At 39.6% G+C, this 16,155-nt stretch carries 14 protein-coding genes; 10 read left to right on the top strand and 4 right to left on the bottom strand.

Translation table 11 applies throughout. The features are described 5' to 3' along the window. Positions 1–118: 118 nt before the first annotated feature. The 3 genes from C3V44_RS01080 to C3V44_RS12000 form a co-directional block, all read right to left on the bottom strand. Complete coding sequence (locus C3V44_RS01080; RefSeq protein WP_009410348.1) at positions 119–1,711, bottom strand: peptide chain release factor 3; 1,593 nt, start codon at positions 1,709–1,711, stop codon at positions 119–121. A 52-nt stretch (positions 1,712–1,763) separates the two neighbouring features. Continuing rightward, entirely contained in the window at positions 1,764–2,129 is a 366-nt protein-coding gene (locus tag C3V44_RS01075; RefSeq protein WP_106095229.1) for a copper resistance protein NlpE, read from the bottom strand. Between the two features lie 170 nt (positions 2,130–2,299). Further along, positions 2,300–2,584, bottom strand: coding sequence for a hypothetical protein (locus tag C3V44_RS12000; protein WP_164996595.1), 285 nt, complete (start codon positions 2,582–2,584; stop codon positions 2,300–2,302). A gap of 236 nt (positions 2,585–2,820) precedes the next feature. Here C3V44_RS12000 and secDF point away from each other — a divergent pair, with 236 nt between their 5' ends. The 4 genes from secDF to C3V44_RS01050 all read left to right on the top strand — a co-directional run bounded on the left by secDF (position 2,821) and on the right by C3V44_RS01050 (position 11,034). Continuing rightward, positions 2,821–5,808 (top strand): protein translocase subunit SecDF, encoded by a 2,988-nt coding sequence (secDF, locus tag C3V44_RS01065; protein ID WP_106095227.1) that lies wholly within the window; start codon positions 2,821–2,823, stop codon positions 5,806–5,808. Positions 5,809–5,945: 137 nt separating this feature from the next. Next, complete coding sequence (gene lpdA, locus C3V44_RS01060; RefSeq protein WP_106095226.1) at positions 5,946–7,352, top strand: dihydrolipoyl dehydrogenase; 1,407 nt, start codon at positions 5,946–5,948, stop codon at positions 7,350–7,352. Between the two features lie 20 nt (positions 7,353–7,372). After that, positions 7,373–9,721, top strand: a complete 2,349-nt coding sequence (locus C3V44_RS01055) for an outer membrane beta-barrel family protein (protein WP_106095225.1) — start codon at positions 7,373–7,375, stop codon at positions 9,719–9,721. Between the two features lie 131 nt (positions 9,722–9,852). After that, entirely contained in the window at positions 9,853–11,034 is a 1,182-nt protein-coding gene (locus tag C3V44_RS01050) for a proline dehydrogenase family protein (protein WP_106095224.1), read from the top strand. 13 nt (positions 11,035–11,047) lie between these two features. On the opposite strand, the gene C3V44_RS11995 is transcribed toward C3V44_RS01050, so the two are convergent. Next, complete coding sequence (locus tag C3V44_RS11995; protein WP_164996594.1) at positions 11,048–11,233, bottom strand: hypothetical protein; 186 nt, start codon at positions 11,231–11,233, stop codon at positions 11,048–11,050. A 316-nt stretch (positions 11,234–11,549) separates the two neighbouring features. On the opposite strand from C3V44_RS11995, the gene C3V44_RS01040 reads away from it, so the two are divergent. From C3V44_RS01040 to C3V44_RS01015, 6 genes are read left to right on the top strand one after another with little or no spacing between them, the layout of a single operon-like run. Continuing rightward, positions 11,550–12,428 (top strand): ABC transporter permease, encoded by an 879-nt coding sequence (locus tag C3V44_RS01040; RefSeq protein WP_002672636.1) that lies wholly within the window; start codon positions 11,550–11,552, stop codon positions 12,426–12,428. A gap of 27 nt (positions 12,429–12,455) precedes the next feature. Beyond that, positions 12,456–12,707, top strand: a complete 252-nt coding sequence (locus C3V44_RS01035) for a DUF3098 domain-containing protein (protein WP_002672637.1) — start codon at positions 12,456–12,458, stop codon at positions 12,705–12,707. A gap of 2 nt (positions 12,708–12,709) precedes the next feature. Beyond that, positions 12,710–13,519: an undecaprenyl-diphosphate phosphatase gene (locus tag C3V44_RS01030; protein WP_002672638.1), complete on the top strand. Its 810-nt coding sequence runs from the start codon at positions 12,710–12,712 to the stop codon at positions 13,517–13,519. Between the two features lie 50 nt (positions 13,520–13,569). Beyond that, the gene (locus C3V44_RS01025; protein WP_106095222.1) at positions 13,570–14,343 is read left to right on the top strand and encodes a phosphatase PAP2 family protein; all 774 of its coding nucleotides are present in this window, start codon (positions 13,570–13,572) and stop codon (positions 14,341–14,343) included. 12 nt (positions 14,344–14,355) lie between these two features. Then, the gene (locus C3V44_RS01020; RefSeq protein WP_015783133.1) at positions 14,356–15,120 is read left to right on the top strand and encodes a class I SAM-dependent methyltransferase; all 765 of its coding nucleotides are present in this window, start codon (positions 14,356–14,358) and stop codon (positions 15,118–15,120) included. Positions 15,121–15,138: 18 nt separating this feature from the next. Continuing rightward, positions 15,139–16,149, top strand: a complete 1,011-nt coding sequence (locus C3V44_RS01015; protein ID WP_106095221.1) for an FAD:protein FMN transferase — start codon at positions 15,139–15,141, stop codon at positions 16,147–16,149. Positions 16,150–16,155: the final 6 nt, after the last annotated feature.

Here is a 16,155-nt window from a genome sequence, read left to right as displayed (position 1 = left end):
TGTTTTTTGCGGGTGCAAAAGTACAGCAAATAAACTTTATAAACAAAAAAAGTTTCCTACATTTTAATATGAGGAAACTTTTTCTTTTCTGATACTTTATGTATATCAATACTTCTTCTTACTCAAACTCCGATGTAAAGTGCAACTTTAAGTTCGGATATTTTTGTTTTACCATCTCAATAGAGAAAGCTGAGTCGGCTAAGAAGACTAATTGATTCTGCTTATCGCGTGCTAAGAACTTCTGTTTTACACGTAAGAAATCAAGATACTCAGCATCTTTGGGGTTTTCAGGCGTCTCTACCCAACAAGCTTTATAAATAGGGAAGTTTTCATAACTACACTTTGCCCCATACTCGTGTTCTAATCGATACTGAATTACCTCGTATTGGAGTGCTCCTACCGTCCCAATTACTTTGCGACCGTTGAAGTCTAACTTAAAGAGCTGTGCCACCCCTTCGTCCATTAGCTGGTCGATACCTTTTTCTAATTGTTTAGATTTCAGTGGGTCAGCATTGTTAATGTAGCGGAAGTGCTCAGGAGAGAAGCTCGGTATCCCCTTAAAATGTAATACTTCACCTTCGGTGAGTGTATCGCCTATCTTAAAGTTCCCCGTATCGTGCAATCCTACAATATCCCCCGCATACGAGATATCCACTACTTCTTTCTTTTCGGCAAAGAAAGCATTCGGACTGGAGAACTTCAACTTCTTACCCAAACGCGTATGTAAATAAGGTTTGTTACGCTCGAAAGTGCCCGAAACAATTTTCACAAACGCCAAACGGTCGCGGTGGTTAGGGTCCATATTTGCGTGAATCTTGAAAACGAAGCCCGTAAAAGTAGGTTCTTCAGGGTTTACGATGCGCTCTTCACTGGCTTTCGGGCGTGGCGAAGGAGCAATTTCCACAAAACAATCCAAGAGTTCTCTTACCCCAAAATTGTTCAATGCCGAGCCAAAAAATACAGGTTGTTGATCTCCTTTGAGGTAGGCTTCTCTATCGAATTTAGGATATACTTCATACACTAACTCCAAATCGGAACGGAGGTTCTCGGCAGATTGTTCGGATATAATCTTCTCTAATTCAGGACTGTTAATATCGTTGAAGGCAATAGTCTCCTCTATATTCTTACGGCTGTCGCCTGAAAAAAGGTTGATATTCTTCTCCCAGATGTTGTAAATCCCTTTGAAATCATACCCCATCCCTATGGGGAAACTCAGCGGAGTAACCTTTAAGCCCAACTTCTGTTCTACTTCGTCCAACAGGTCGAAGGCGTCTTTCCCCTCACGGTCTAACTTATTAATGAACACAATCATAGGAATATTACGCATACGGCACACCTCAACGAGTTTTTCGGTTTGCTCTTCCACCCCTTTGGCAACGTCAATAACCACGATTACACTGTCCACAGCCGTGAGAGTGCGGAAGGTATCCTCGGCGAAATCCTTGTGCCCGGGGGTATCTAAGATGTTTATTTTATGCTCTTTGTAGTTAAAAGCCAGCACCGAAGTAGCTACGGAAATCCCGCGTTGGCGTTCAATCTCCATAAAGTCGGAGGTAGCTCCTTTCTTTATTTTATTCGATTTCACCGCACCAGCTTCTTGGATAGCCCCCCCGAAGAGTAAAAGTTTTTCGGTAAGGGTTGTCTTTCCCGCGTCGGGGTGAGAGATGATGCCGAAGGTACGGCGTTTTTGTATTTCTTGTTGTAAAGACATAAAGTTAATTTGCTAATCTGCTAATTTTCCAATCTGTTAATTTGCTAATTCGTTAATTAGCTTTTTTGAGAGTATAATCAGCGGTAAGTTCAGTGTTAGTGATGTCGTTGCCTTCTTGATCAAGCATTATAAGGCTGTTGTCTTTCACGCGATAGAAAGATTTACTGTCCTTGTAAGTACTGCTGATAAGTGTGAGTACTTGATTTTCAGCATTGTAATCCACCGTACCTTTGTCCTCAAAGCTACCCTTTTCCGAGCTTTCTTTAGAAGTATAGCTATCTTTATCAATAACTAAAGTGATGTGGTTACCACTACAATCAGCGCAAGGAAGCACACCTTCATAAGTACCTATATACGAACGATTACAAGCCGTAAGAAACAGTGCTATCACACTGAATATTAATAACATTTTTTTCATTCTTACTAATGTTTTGTTTTAAAATCGGGTGCAAAAGTAGTGAATAAACTCCAAAAAGAGACATAAATAAGTAAAAAATTCACTTTACCTTAATTTAATCCTCCTCTTAACCTCAACGTACCCCCACCCTTCCTTCGTTTATTCATTATCTGCCCGTGCAGTTCGCACCGTCATTTGTTCGTTCTTTCTCCATCTGCCCGTGCGGCTCGCACCGTCTTTTGTTCGTTCTTTGTTCGTTCTTTGTTCGTTCTTTGTTCGTTCTTTGTTCGTTCTTTGTTCGTTCTTTGTTCGTTCTTTGTTCGTTCTTTGTTCGTTCTTTGTTCGTCTTTTGTTCGTCTTTTGTTCGTCTTTTGTTCGTCTTTTGTTCGTCTTTTGTTCGTCTTTTGTTCGTCTTTTGTTCGTCTTTTGTTCGTCTTTTGTTCGTCTTTCCTATAAGCTTCTCCCAAATTAACCATTAATCATTAAACATTAATCATTAAACAATCGGTATTATTAGCATTTTTGGCATTGTGGTATTAAACTCATTTATCCATTTGATAATCAATAAATATATAAGAATATTCACCCCTTATACCAGCCTTTCAAATATAAATAAAATATAATTTTTTAGGACTTTATTTTTCTATGTTCAGTAAAATATATATCTTTGCCGTTTGAAGAGATAAAATAAGTAAATTATTTAATTAAAAAAATGCAAAACAAAGGACTTGTGAAACTATTTGCCATATTGTTTGGGCTAATATGTATTTATCAGCTTTCATTCACCTACGTGGCAGGTAGAGTAGAAGATGAAGCCAAAGCATTCGCTGAGGCAAAAGTGCCTAATACTCAAGCTGACTATATCGCTAAACGCGAAGCTATAGAAGCTAAGTATTTGGACGATAAAATGGGGCAAGATGTCTATAACCTCGGTTTTACAAAATTCACTTATGGTGAAGTAAAAGCTAAAGAATTGAACCGCGGTCTTGACCTTAAAGGCGGTATCAACGTGATTCTGCAAATTTCCGTAAAAGACATCTTGAGAGGTCTTGCCGACAACTCCAAAGACCCTATCTTTAACAAATCATTAGCCGAAGCCGATGAACAGCTCCGCAAAACCGACAAAACCTACTTGGATTTGTTCTTCGAGGCTTACGCTAAGAACGGAGGTAAATTAGCCTCCCCCGATGTGTTCGCTAATAAAACCCTCAGCGATCAAATCAACTTCCAAATGAGTGATAGCGAGGTGCGCCCTATCATCAGAAAGCGCGTAGACGAGTCTATCGTATCTGCTTTCGAGGTATTGCGCAAACGTATCGATAAATTTGGCGTTTCTCAACCTAATATCCAGCGTCTTGGTAACTCAGGTCGTATCCTTGTAGAACTTCCAGGTGCTAAAGATATCACTCGTGTGCAATCTCTCTTGCAAAGTACCGCTCAGCTTGAGTTCTGGGAAACTTATAAAAATACTGATGTTTTCCCTTATTTACAAGCCCTCAACGAGCAACTTAAATCTACTGCTAAAACTACAGATAAAGTAAAAGATACGCTCACAGCCGCTACTCAATCAGGTAGTAGTGCTATCGACTCTCTACTTACTGATGTAAAGAAGGATTCTGTTCCTACTCAACAAGGAAAAGGCAATCCTTTGTTTGACCTTATCAAAGCTAATTCTTATGAAGGTTCTCCTGTACTTTTTACAGTAAGGTTAAAAGATACTGCTCAAGTAAATAGCTATATCAATTCTCCTGAAGCAAAACATTTGATTCCTGCTTCATTGCAGTATGTAAAATTCGCTTGGGGTAAACCTGATAAAAAGACCTCCCTTATCGAACTTTATGCCCTAAAAGGTAACCGCGATAACACCCCTCCTCTTACAGGTAACGTAGTAACCCAAGCCGAACAAACCTATGATGTTCGCAACCAGCCTGCCGTATCTATGCAAATGGACGGTAAAGGAGCACGCATTTGGGAAGCGCTTACAGGTAAAGCTTTTACTCAAAACACCAATATTGCTATCGTACTCGATAACATCGTATATTCAGCACCAGGAGTAACTACAGGTGCTATTTCAGGGGGTCGCTCTGAAATTACAGGGCATTTTACTTTAAATGAAGCTGTCGACCTTGCTAACGTGCTCCGTGCTGGTAAATTACCTGCAAGCGCTGATATTGTACAATCTGAAATCGTAGGACCTTCTTTGGGACAAGAAGCTATTGATAGCGGTATGAACTCTTTCCTTATCGCTACTATCTTCATCTTTGCGTGGATGATATTCTACTACGGTCGTGCGGGTATTTATGCCGACCTCGCTTTGGTATTCAATATACTCCTTATATTTGGAGTGTTAGCAAGTATAGAAGCTGTACTTACGCTCCCTGGTATTGCGGGTATCGTGCTTACCATTGGTATGGCAGTCGACTCGAATGTGCTGATATTCGAGCGGTCGAAAGAAGAACTGCGCAAAGGTAAAAACATCAATCAAGCAGTGGTTGATGGTTTCAAACACGCCCTATCATCTATCTTAGACTCTAACATTACTACAGCACTTACTGCTCTTATCTTGTTGTTCTTTGGTAGTGGTCCTATCCAAGGTTTTGCAACTACCTTGCTCATTGGTATTGCAACTACTTTGTTCTCCGCTATCTTTATCACTCGCTTGTTTATCGACTATAGCGTTGAGAAAAAACACACGCTTACTTTCACCACTCCTATTACTAAGAACTGGTTCAAAAATGTAAATCTCAACTTTATCGGCAAGCGCAAAATAGGATATGCTTTTTCTATTATCCTATCAATAATAGGTATCATTTCTCTCTCTACTCGTGGTCTCGACCAAGGTATCGATTTCGTAGGTGGTAGAACTTACCAAATTCGTTTTGAAAAAGAAGTAAACCCTACCCAAGTAGCCGACGCACTCAAACTTACTTTAGGAAATGTGGAAGTGAAGACTTTTGGTGCTCCTAACCAAGTTAAAATTTCTACCAAATACAAAGTACAAGAAGAAAGTACTGAAGTAGATAATGAATTACAAGAGCTCTTGTACAAAGGCTTACAGAAATTCTTACCTGAAGGTACTTCATTCGATAGTTTTGCTAAAGCTACTTCTACTGATAAGATTGGTATTATGCAATCTATGAAAGTAGGACCTACTATCGCTGAAGATATTAAAAGCAGTGCGTTCTGGTCTGTTATCGGTTCGCTTATTGTAATCGGTCTATATATCTTATTCCGTTTCCGAAGATGGCAGTTCTCTATGGGTGCAATTGTATCTTCAGCACACGACGTGCTAATGGTACTTGGTATCTACTCGCTCACTTATAGCATTATGCCTTTCAATATGGAAATCGACCAAGCTTTTATCGCGGCTATCCTTACAGTAGTAGGTTACTCACTAAACGACACGGTGATTATCTACGACCGTATCAGGGAAGTAATGCGCGAGCCTCATTGGTCAAGGGAGAAAATTAATCACGCACTCAACGCTACCCTTAGCCGTACCTTGAACACCTCATTCACTACTTTGGCAGTACTCGTTACTATCTTTATCTTTGGTGGTGAAACCTTGCGTGGCTTTATGTTTGCAATGATTATCGGGGTTTTCATCGGTACTTACTCTTCTGTCTTCGTGGCAGCTCCTCTCATTTACGACACTGTAAAGGACGAAGCTGACCATACTAAAGAACAATCTAAGAAGTAATATCTAATTACTGAATATATAAAAGGGACTGTCCTAAAAAGGATAGTCCCTTTTTCTATACGGGTAGAAAAAAGTGAAAAACTACTTGCAAATATCAATTATAAACCCTAACTTTGCCTTTCAAAAAACTAAGTAATATGAAAACATACGACATTGTTATCATCGGTTCAGGTCCTGGCGGTTATGTAGCCGCTATTCGTGCAGGTCAATTGGGCTTTAGAACTGCCCTTATTGAAAAATATAATACCTTAGGAGGCACTTGCCTTAATGTAGGTTGTATCCCTTCTAAAGCCTTACTCGACTCTTCTCACCACTACGAAAACGCCTCCAAACACCTCGAAGCCCACGGTATTGAAATCACAGGCAAAGTAAAGTTTAGCTTAGAGAAAATGATTGCTCGTAAAGCATCTGTGGTAGAGCAAACTTGCGCAGGGGTAAAATTCCTAATGGAGAAAAACAAAGTAGACGTTTTTACCGGGGTAGGGAGCTTTGTATCACCCACACAAATTAAGATTACTCCTAATAAAGGCAAAGCAGAGACCATAGAAGCCAAGCACACCATTATTGCTACCGGCTCTAAACCTGCCTCCTTACCTTTTATTACAGTCGATAAAGAACGTATTATTACTTCTACTGAAGCCCTCCAGCTAAAAGAAGTACCAGAACACCTCATCGTGATTGGTGGGGGCGTAATAGGCTTAGAATTGGGGCAAGTATACAGTCGCTTAGGAGCTAAAGTGTCGGTAGTAGAATACACCGATAGCATTATCCCTACGATGGATAGAGGCTTAGGGCGCGAACTCACCAAAGTACTCAAAAAACAAGGCTTTGCTTTCTATACAGGTCATCAGGTGAAAGAAGTAACTCGCAAGGGCAAAACGGTAACTGTAAAAGCTACTACCTCCAAAGGCGAAGAGCTTATCCTTAAAGGTGATTACTGCTTAGTAGCCGTAGGTCGTCGCCCTTATACCGAGGGTCTTAACCTCGAAGTAGCAGGTGTACAGAAAGACGAGCGCGGTAGGGTAATAGTAAACGACCACCTGCAAACCAATGTGCCTAACATCTATGCCATAGGTGATGTAGTACGCGGAGCTATGCTCGCCCATAAAGCCGAAGAAGAAGGCGTATTGGTAGTAGAACAACTCGCTGGACAAAAACCACATATCGACTATAATCTTATCCCTGGTGTTGTTTACACCTGGCCTGAAGTAGCTTCAGTAGGCAAAAGTGAAGAGCAACTAAAAGCTGACGGCATAGCCTATAAAGTAGGGCAATTTGCTTTTCGTGCCTTAGGGCGCGCCCGTGCCAGTATGGATACCGACGGCTTTGTAAAGATTTTAGCTGACACCCAAACCGATGAAGTACTTGGCGTACACATCATTGGAGCTCGTGCTGCCGATATGATAGCAGAAGCCGTTACAGCAATGGAGTTCCGTGCCAGTGCTGAAGATATCGCTCGCATCTGCCACGCTCACCCTACCTTTACCGAAGCAATAAAGGAAGCCGCCCTTGCTACCACCGAAAACCGCGCTATCCATAGTTAATGATTAATAATTAATGCTATATGAAATCAACCATCTTATTTTGCCTATTCTGCCTCCCTTTGTGCGCTTTTTCGCAATATAGCATTACAGGAAAACTAATCAGTAAAGAACAACCTGTGAACAACTGTGTCGTTAAACTCCTCTCGCAGGGCAAAGTTGTGCATACTACCGCTTCAAATGAAAAGGGCACTTTTTCTTTTGAAAACCTTTCAGCAGGGCAATACCAGCTAAATGTGGTTTCTATTTTCTATGAGCCTTTTCAGCAAGAGCTAATGGTAGATAAGAATATCGCATTAGGCAATATTGTGATTACCGAGAAAGTAGAAAACCTTAAAGAAGTAACCGTTACTGGTCGGAAAAATCCTGTCATCCCTACTGAAACGGGCTCACTTATTGAAGTAACAGGGACACGGCTCGCCTATCGTTCTTCGGTGACCGATATTTTAGAGTATGCTCCCAGCATCTCCACTACTAATGGCTTGAAAATCTATGGCAATGACGATATATTAATTATGCTCGACGGTAAAGAATTACACCTCGATAAAGACAAAATAGCGTTTTTCTTAAATAAGATACCCGTCAAGAGTATCAAAAGTATTGAAGTGGTTGATAAGATTGATGCCAGTGTCGATAGCTCAAAAGCAGGCGTCATAAAAATAACGACTATTGCAAAATACGGCTGGGTAGGCTCGTTAAGTCACAATTTTATTTACGACCCAAAATTAGGTTATACAGACGATGCAACACTGTTTTATTCTACTGATAAATATCGTCTTTTTACTAACCTATACCACAGCCGACATCACTCTTTTAGCGATGATAAGGAACAATCTCTTTTGAGAAATAACAATACTCTTTATCAAAATACCTCAGAACTACAGTTAAAGCGAAAAGAAAACGGAATAACACTAGGATCAGATTACTATTTCAATAAAAAATCTACTCTTAGCTTTCTGTATATCTATAATTATGATGCTGATGCCGACAAAGAATACAATGCTTTAACTAATGTGTATAACAACAATGTGCTCAACCATCATTTTACTACGAACAGAAAATGGGACGCCATATCTAATGACCACTCTTTCTCACTGAACTTCGACCGCACTACTGACTCCTTAGGTTCAAATATCAAAATAGCCTTAGACTTGGTTAAGAAAAAGTATGAAAGTCCTCTTACTGAAAAAGATATTTATTACCGCACAGTAACTACCGAAGAAAATAGCGAGCGAGACTCATATTCTTACAGCGATGTTTACGCCTTCAAAACTACTTGGAGTAAGTTTTTTACCTCTAAATACCCTTCAGAAAAGCAGAACTTAGTGCTTGGATTGCGTTATTCATTGGTAGACAATCAAGATGAGTTTGCTTATTTTGATATTTTGCCTACCCAGAAGTTAAAAAACACTAACTTTTCTAAGGATTTCTACTTCAAAGAACACATCTTCGCCACTTTTGCCAATTACGTCTTTCCTCTTACTCAAAAATCAAAGTTCTCAGTGGGCTTACGTTCTGAATATAATTACAATACGTTTAGCAATCACTTAGATAATTTCCATAACGACAACACACAATGGTCACTCTATGCTCTATATACTACCAAGCTCGGCAAAGAAACCTTCTTCTTTTCTGCTCGCCGATGGTTCAGCAGGGTGAATTACAGTCTGTTCAACCCTACCTATATCAAAAGTTCTCCTACCGATGCCTATACAGGTAATAAAGATTTAAGTCCGATAGAAGGATATACGTTGCAATCGGGTTATAGGTGTAAAAAAGTAGATATGGCTGTGGCTTACCGTTATTCCGAAAAAAATGTGCTTAACATTCCTACCGCTATTGCTGGCGTAATAACTACTCGCCCCGAGAATGTAGGTTATAAAAACGATGTATTTTTGTTCCTATCCCGTTTTACTAAGTTTACCGATTGGTGGGAATGCAATGCAAAATTCACAGGGGGATATTTTAACTTCAAGTATTTAGGGAATGCTTTCAACTCCTTATATGCCGAGTTTTACACCTCACAGCGATTTTACCTTCCCAAAGATATCGAAGCCTCTCTCACTTACCAATATACCTCAACCAATAAGAGTTTGTATATCAAAAACTATTACAATCATCAGCTCAACTTTAACCTAATGATTCCTCTTTCTGATTCTTTCCAGTTAAACGCTTCATTAGATGATATATTTAACACCTCTCGTTCTAAAAGCGAATACGATTTTAACGGCGTTTATAATACATCTTATTATAAATTTAACACCCGTAGTTTTTATATTGGTATCAATTATGATTTTGCCAAAGGTAAAAAAGTGAATGACAATATAAGAAACACAGGAGCAGAAGACGAGAAAAACAGACTTAAACGATAATGATTTGTGGCTAATGATTAATGGTTAATGATTAGTGGTAAATACAGTGATAAAAATAATTAAGAAAAAGTTTGTTTCTTTCAAAATAAATAGTAACTTTGCCTCAACTAACCTTTAATCATTAAAATATTATGAGTAGATTTTCCGATACCCAAACCGCTTTTGCCCTCAAAAGCCAATCCGAACTCAACTGGGCTTACCGCCTTTTTAAACTTATTGGCAGTAATACCCTTACTCGTGTGGGCACTGCCCTTACCAACTTCTCCTTAAAACTACGCCTGCCCGTCGAAGGACTCATCAAGCGCACCGTCTTTAAGCAGTTCTGCGGAGGTATCTCCGAACAAGACTGCCTTCCCGTAATCCAAAAGATGCATCAAAAAGGAGTAGGCTCTGTGCTCGACTATTCCGTAGAAGGTAAAGAAGACGAATCCTCTATCGAAGCTACTTTCGAAAAAACAATGGAAACCATCGATTTTGGTAATCTCCATCGCGACGAAGGTATTCCTATTGTGGTATTTAAACCTACGGGATTTGGGCGTTTTGCCATCTTCCAAAAACTCACCGAGAAAAAAGCCCTTACCCCCGAAGAAGAAAAAGAATGGGAGCGCATCAAATCTCGTTTCGACGCAGCCTGCAAGCGCGCCTACGAGTATAAAATTCCTATTTTGGTAGACGCCGAAGAAAGCTGGATGCAAACTGCTGCCGATGACCTCGTAGAAGAGATGATGCAGAAGTACAACAAAGAAGAACCTATCGTATACAATACCTTGCAAATGTACCGCCACGACCGTTTGCCTTACCTAAAAGAACTTTATGAACGTGCCGTAGATAAAGGCTTCTACATAGGCGTAAAAATCGTACGAGGTGCCTATATGGAAAAAGAAAACGAACGCGCTGCCGAGCTAGGCTATCCCACTCCCATTTGCCCCAGCAAGCAAGCAACCGACGATAATTATAATGCTGTTGTGCGCTATATTATTGACCATATCGATAGGATTGCGCTCTTTGCAGGTACTCACAACGAAGAAAGTGCTGCCCTGGTAATGGATTTGATGCACAAAAAAGGCTTGCAACCTAATGACAAACGCGTGTGGATAGCACAACTCTACGGTATGAGCGACCATATCAGCTTCAATGCCTCTAAGGAAGGCTATAACGTAGCCAAGTATTTGCCTTTTGGTCCCGTGCGCGAAGTGATGCCTTACCTTATCCGCCGAGCCGAAGAAAATACCTCAGTAGCAGGGCAAACAGGACGTGAACTCACTTTGCTAAAAGCAGAGAAAAAGCGCCGAAAAGAAACTGCTAACCAGTAAAAATAAGTTTTTATTATTCGTTGTAACTCTCGTTTTTGCACTTCTCGCAAAAACGAGAGTTATTTTTATTCCCAATTACTACCCTCTTACCTTCCCTCATTGTTCGTTTTTTGTTCGTCATTTCTTTATCTGCCTGTGCGGCTCGCACCGTCTTTTGTTCGTTCTTTCTTCGTTCATTGTTCGTCTTTTCTTCGTTCATTGTTCGTCTTTTGTTCGTCTTTTGTTCGTCTTTTGTTCGTCATTTCTTTATCTGCCTGTCGTGCTACGACTGCCCGTGTGGTTCGCACCTGCCCGTGTGGCTCGCACTGCCTATCGTGCTACGACCTCGCATCGGTTTCCTTTTAAAGCTTGTCCCCCTTCGGGGGTTCGGGGGCTTTCGTCACACCGTCACTTATCACTCGTCATTGATTTGGTATTTTTGGCATTATTGGCATTATTGGTATTAAATTAGTTGCTAATTCAAAAAAAAGTTGTACTTTTGCGTGATTTTCTATCTTAAAACAAAAAATATAAGAATGGCACGTTCCATCGATTCATTTAACAAACGAAGATTAATTACCTCCTATTTTTCGGTAATAGTGAGCATTACCTTAGTGCTCTTTCTTATGGGCTTTTTTAGTTTTTTAGTATTAAGTGCTAATAAATTAGCCAATTACTTCAAAGAGCAAGTAACCGTTACCGTCTTGATAAAGGACGACGCTAAAAATGCCGACATCGAACAGTTACAGAAAACTCTTTCGGTAGCGAGTTTTGTAAAGTCAGTGCGTTTTGTATCAAAAGAAGTTGCTGCCGAAAAGTTCAGTAAGGATATCGGCGAAGATTTTGTTACCTTCATCGGTACTAACCCTCTGCAAAACACCATCGATTTAAGCCTAAAAGCCGAATATGCCGAGCCCGATAAGATGCGCGAAATCAAACGTGAGTTAGAGCAAAACTCTTTTGTTACCGAAGTAGTATACGACCAATCTTTGGTAGCTCTTATCCACGAAAATGTAAACAGAATAGGTATTGTTACATTAATTTTCAGCGCCCTATTCACTTTTGTATCTATCTTGCTTATCAATGCCTCTATTCGCCTCTCCATTTATTCCAAACGTTTTATCATCAAAACAATGCAATTAGTAGGGGCTACGCGCAGTTTCATACGCCGTCCGTTTTTATGGACAAATGTACGCTTGGGCATTCTCAGCGCTCTAATAGCCATAGTGCTTTTTTATCTATCGTTATTAGCTATTGTAAAGTCATATCCTGAGTTTAATATCTTAATGGATACAGGTACTTTAAGCATTGTTTTTATAAGCATTATAACCATTGGGATACTCATCAGTTGGCTAAGCACCTATTTTGCTACACAACGTTTCCTAAACCTCAATACCAACGACCTTTATTATTAACCATTAATCATTAATAATTAATCACTGATGAAACATCATTCAACTTTCATTTTTGAAAAGAAAAACTATCTTATTATGGCTATTGGCTTAATAGTAATAGCCCTTGGTTTTATAACAATGAGCGGTGGTGGTAGCGATAATCCCGCTGTGTTCGACCCCTCTATTTTCAATTTCCGACGTATTCACTTAGCTCCTGCTTTGGTACTTTTAGGTTTTGCCATTGAAATTTACGCCATTCTAGTAAATCCTAAAACTGATAAAAAACAAGAAGAAAAATAAGAATGAGTACACTGCAAGCTATTATTATTGCTATTATCGAAGGACTTACCGAGTACCTTCCTATCTCATCAACCGCACATATGGGTTTTACCGCTGCCCTTATGGGAATGCCCGACGATGAGTATTTGAAAATGTTTCAAGTCTCCATACAGTTTGGTGCTATCCTCTCGATAGTAGTACTATATTGGCGCAAGTTCTTCGACTTTTCTAATTGGAACTTTTATTTCAAATTAGCGTGTGCCGTTATCCCTGCTCTTATATTAGGTAAGCTTTTCGATGATAAGATTGAAGCAGTTTTGGGCAACCAAAAAGCGATTGCTATTACCCTGATTGTAGGCGGTATTATCCTTATTTTTGTAGACAATTGGTTCAAACATCCTACGATTCACAACGAGAAAGACATCACAATAAAGAAAGCCGTTACTATTGGTTTTTGGCAGTGTTTAGCAATGATGCCAGGCACTTCGCGCTCTGCTGCTTCTATTATTGGTGGAATGACGCAAGGGCTCACTCGCAAAGCTGCCGCTGAGTTCTCTTTCTTCTTAGCCGTTCCTACAATGCTGGCTGTAACCGTGTATTCTATTTTCTTGAAGAAATGGGGTACTGCCCAGGAGAAAGGCTACGAGCTGATAATGAAAACTGATGAGAGTTTTTGGTTGTTTATCATAGGCAATGTAATAGCTTTTGTGGTAGCAATGATAGCCGTGAAATTCTTTATACATATTCTCACCAAATTTGGTTTTAAAGTATGGGGCATTTACCGAATTGTTATTGGAGCAGTATTACTAATTTATTTCTCAATTAACAATTAATTATCTTTCCCTCCTACCCTTACCTTTTACTTTTTACCTTTTTTTCCAAAATGAAAATATTACTTTTAATTGTAGCTTTCTGTTTTATTCTCATTCAATCTATAAAAGCTCAAACCGATAGCTTATCAGTACTCTACGAGTCGGTACTCACAGCCGATACTTTGCAAGTAGCTACTGAAAAACCTAAACTCAAACAGGTATTACTTCCTGCTTCTCTGATTACCTTAGGAGTTATCTCCAACGCTACTTATATCAATCGTTATGTACAACGACACGCTTATAGATATTCCGGCGGACAGAAGTTGCGTTTCGATGATTATTTGCAGTATCTACCTATTGCCAGCGTCTTTGCTTATAGCAATTTAGGCTTAAACGCCAAGCATAGTGTAAAGGAACGACTCATAGTAGGTGCTACGGCTTATGCCATTATGGGGGCTTTAGTAAACGGAATAAAATATAGTGTCAGAATACGTCGCCCCGATGAAAGCGCTTACAATTCTTTCCCTTCAGGACATACCGCTACTGCTTTCACAGGAATGGAAATCCTTTGGCAAGAGTACAAAGATGAGAATATATGGTTAGGTATCAGTAGCTATGCTATAGCTACCACCGTAGGTGCAATGCGTTTGTACAATAATCGCCATTGGATAGGCGATGTGCTTGTAGGGGCAGGTATAGGTATCCTTAGTGCCAAAACAGCTTATTGGCTCTTGCCATATACTTCCAAATGGCTTACACGCAAAGAAAAATCTTCAGTACAAATAGCTGTTTACCCCGTTTATTCCGAAGAAATGAAAGGAGTAGGGCTCACCTTATTTCGCTAAAAACACCTTCTAATGGCTATTATTACCACTATATTAAACAAAGTTCCACGCCCTTGGCTTATAAAGATGAGCTATTGGGTGCGTCCATTTTTAGCTTTCTACTTGCGAGGAAAGAAGTACCAAGACCCTATTGATGGCAAGACTTTTAGGAAATTCTTACCATATGGCTACGGCAAAGCTCGCCCCAATGTACTCTCGCCCTCTACCTTATCACTTGAACGCCACCGATTGCTTTGGCTCTATCTTACTCGTGAAACCGATTTCTTTACACGTGAGCTAAAAGTGTTACACGTTGCTCCTGAACAAGCCTTCTATAAACGCTTTAAAAAACAACCTAATCTCAATTACCTCACCACCGACCTATATTCTCCTTTGGCAGATGTAAAAGCCGATTTGTGTGCTTTGCCTTTTGAAGACGAATGTTTTGATGTGATATTTTGCAACCACGTATTGGAGCATATCCAAGATGATACCCAAGCTATGAAAGAGCTTTATCGTGTGATGAAAAAGGGTGGTTGGGGTATTTTTCAAGTACCACAGGACTACCACAGAGCCATTACGTTTGAAGATAACACCATTACTGACCCGAAAGAACGCACTCGTATTTTTGGTCAGTATGACCACGTAAGAGTCTACGGTTTAGATTATTTTGATAAATTGCGCAGTATAGGCTTTGAAGTAGAGGAACTGCAATACGCTTCCCATTTCACAGCTGAAGAAATAGAACGGTATCGTATTGTTGCTGAAGAAATCATTCCTTTATGCAAGAAGAAGTAAAATTTTAATAATTAAATAATGAAATATTTATTTTTAAGTATCGCAATAGGTTTAGTAGCTTGCCAGCCTTCTGTAAAAGATGAAATTCATCTTATAAGTGGAGAAGCACAAGGTAGTACTTATCACATTAAGTACATTAGCAAAACTAAAGAAGACTTAAAACCTGCCATAGACTCTATTTTACAAGTGATAGATAAGTCTATGTCTACCTATAAACCAGATTCTGACATTTCTAAAATCAATGCAGGAGATAAAAATGTAGTGGTAGACGAACATTTTAGGAAGGTTTTTGAAGCCTCTCAGCAAATATGGCAAGAAAGTGAAGGTTTATTTGACCCTACGGTAGGTGTATTAGTAAATGCTTGGGGGTTCGGTAAACAAAAGATAACTGAGGATAAACTCCCCACAGATGAAAAAATAGCAGAACTGAAGAAATATGTAGGCTTTAATAAAGTACATCTCACAGCCGATAACCATATTGAAAAAGAGTCTCCTGAAATACTGTTTGACTTTAATGCCATAGCACAAGGCTATACCTCCGATGTAGTTGCGGCTTTCCTCAGCTCAAAAGGTATTAAGAATTATATAGTAGAGATAGCAGGTGAGATGTATCTGAAAGGAAGGAACATCATAGAGAACAAAGCGTGGACGATAGGCGTAGAAAACCCTATCAAACCTTTGGACGACCGCGAATTGGTAGCTACTATACAATTTACCAATCAAGGATTGGCAACATCTGGTAACTATCGCAAAGTATGGACAGATAGTAATGGGCGCAAATACGTACATTCTATTAACCCTATTACCGGACGCGCTACCCAAAGCGATGTTCTCAGTGCTACAGTAGTTGCTCCTTCCACTATGTTTGCTGATGGATATGCTACTATGTTTATGGTAATGGGATTGGAAAAGAGCAAAGCTTTCTTAGAAAAACACCCCAATATGGCTGTACTTTTAGTGTATAGCAACAAACGAAACGAAGAACTTACCTTTAAGACGAAGGCTTTTGAAAAATTAATAATTCAGTAAAGATTT

This window comes from Capnocytophaga sp. oral taxon 864 (assembly GCF_002998835.1).
GTDB lineage: Bacteria > Bacteroidota > Bacteroidia > Flavobacteriales > Flavobacteriaceae > Capnocytophaga > Capnocytophaga ochracea.
Note: the sequence above shows the minus strand (reverse complement) of the source record. Positions and strands in the feature narration are given on the sequence as shown.